2 protein-coding genes are annotated in these 2290 nt (G+C 73.0%); both read right to left on the bottom strand.

The features are described 5' to 3' along the window. Positions 1-594: Rho termination factor N-terminal domain-containing protein (locus tag HO151_RS05990; RefSeq protein WP_173895058.1), on the bottom strand; the 594-nt coding region annotated here is incomplete at its 3' end. A gap of 397 nt (positions 595-991) precedes the next feature. After that, complete coding sequence (thrB, locus tag HO151_RS05985; RefSeq protein WP_173895057.1) at positions 992-1909, bottom strand: homoserine kinase; 918 nt, start codon at positions 1907-1909, stop codon at positions 992-994. Positions 1910-2290 lie beyond the last annotated feature (381 nt).

Below are 2290 nucleotides of genomic sequence, written 5' to 3'. Positions count from 1 at the left end.
ACCCGCGCAGCCCCTGGGCTCGCCCTGGGGCTGCGCGGGTGCCTCGGCCCTCGGCTCGGTCTTCAGCTCGGTCCTCGCCTCGGCGGTGACCGTCTCCGGGCTGCCCGCGTCGGCGGTGGCGCGACGGCGGCGGCGCTCGGCCGGGGCGTCCTCGGCCTCACCGCGGGAGGGGCCGCCGTCGGGCTGGCCGGGGATCTCGATCTGCTGCTGCGCCACGGCCTTCCCGGCCTCGGCGTCCGCCTTCTTCCCGTCGGCGGGGACGGTCTCGTCACCCGTACGAGCCTTCGAGGTGGCCCGGCGCTTGGGCTTCGCCTCGGCGTCGGCGCCGGCGGCGGACGCGGCCTTGGGGGAAGCACCGCCTCCGGCCTGCGCCTCCTTGATGACCTCGATCAGCTGACTCTTGCGCATCCGCGCGGTGCCCCTGATGCCGAGGCCGGATGCGACCTGCTGCAACTCGGCCAGCACCATGCCCTCGAGGCCGGTACCGCGGCGCCGACGGGAGCCGGCACCGGTGGCAGGCGCGGAGGCGTCCGTGGCGGGCGCGGCAGCGGTCTCCTCGACACGTGCGCCCATCAGATCGGTGGTGTCGCTCACGAAGGGTCCTTCCCTGGAGCGGACGTCGGCCTGTCTGGCTCGGCGACCGGTTGTGCTGTCCGACAGTGGTCCTTGCTGTGTGGACCGTGCCGGGGCGGTGGTCCGCCAAAAGGCGGAGGGAACTTCTGGGATGACGTTTCCCGGGGCCATGGACCTGAGGTGCTGTGTCCATCGGCTCGTTCACGCCGGTTCCGGAGCGTGCTCAGCACCGCTCAGCGCGCGTAGCACCCAATGCAACCCGATGCATGGCACAAAGCAGTTTGGGGGGCTCCCGGAAGAATGGTTGTCCCGGACGGGGACGTGAAGCACCTCGCCATGGTGGGGTCGGGTGCAGACTTGAGGTTAACACTACCGGATCCAACAAACATTCCCCCTCTCGAAATCCGGCAACCGAGTGTCACGGAGCAAGCGGCAGCACGCTCGCTCCCGTGGCGTCGAGGGCCAGCCGGTTGGCCGCCCAGCCCTCGCCCGCCAGTCGTGCGACCTTGTCGGCCGCGGCCTCGTCGGCGAGCGCGAGCACGGTGGGCCCGGCGCCGGAGATGACCGCGGGGACCCCGTCGGCCCGCAGCCGCTCCACCAGCGCCGCGCTCTCCGGCATGGCCGGGGCGCGGTACTCCTGGTGCAGCCGGTCCTCGGTGGCGGGCAGCAGCAGCTCGGGACGCCTGGTCAGCGCCTCGACGAGCAGGGCGGCGCGGCCCGCGTTGGTGGCGGCGTCGACGTGCGGGACGGTGCGCGGGAGCAGACCGCGGGCGGTCTCGGTGAGCACGGCCCTGCCGGGTACGAAGACCACCGGAACGACGGAGTCCGCGGGGTCCATCCTGATGGCGCGCGCGGCTCCGCTCTCCATCCAGGAGAGGGTGAAGCCGCCGAGCAGACACGCCGCCACGTTGTCGGGGTGTCCCTCGATCTCGGTGGCGAGCTCCAGGAGCGCGGTGTCGTCGAGCTTGCCGTCGCCGCCTATGGTCACGGCGCGGGCGGCGACGATGCCGGCGCAGATCGCGGCGGACGAGGAGCCGAGGCCGCGGCCGTGCGGGATGCGGTTGGCGCAGACGATCTCCAGGCCGCGGGGCTGTCCGCCCAGCAGGTCGAAGGCGGTGCGCAGGGAGCGTACGAGGAGGTGGCGCTCGTCGCGCGGGAGCGTCTCGCTCCCCTCTCCCGCGATGTCGATGTCCAGCCCGGAGTCGGCCACCCGGACGACCACGTCGTCGTACAGCCCCAGGGACAGGCCGAGGGCGTCGAAGCCCGGGCCGAGGTTGGCGCTGGTGGCGGGGACGCGCACCCGGACGGCGGCGGCGCGGAACGCTGGACCGGCCATCGCTCGATGACTCTCCTTGAGCTTGAGCTGCGAGATTCTCGAAATCCTGCGAGACGTACGGAGAATGCGGAACACCCGGAGGCCGCAGGGACGGCGCGGCACCGCGGCATATGCGGCGGGCGGGTTCGGTACAGCTTATCGAAGGAAGGTTCCGTGGCGACATAGGGCGCACAAGAGGCGCACGATGCGTGTCGCAAGCCCCTCGTGCACCCCCTGTCAGGCACCTTGCCGTGCCCCGCCGAGCGCCTCGCCGATACCCCGCCGACGCCTTGCCGCCGCCCCGCCGGACACGCCGCCGGTGCCCTGCCGGCCGCCTTCGCCGCGTACGGGATGTGACGTGACGCGGTGAAGCGGGGCGCCCCCGGGCGGGGCCCCGGTGGG

The sequence above is a fragment of the Streptomyces sp. 8P21H-1 genome (assembly GCF_013302945.1).
The sequence above is the reverse complement of the archived record's forward strand: the minus strand, read 5'-3'. Positions and strand labels throughout refer to the sequence as shown.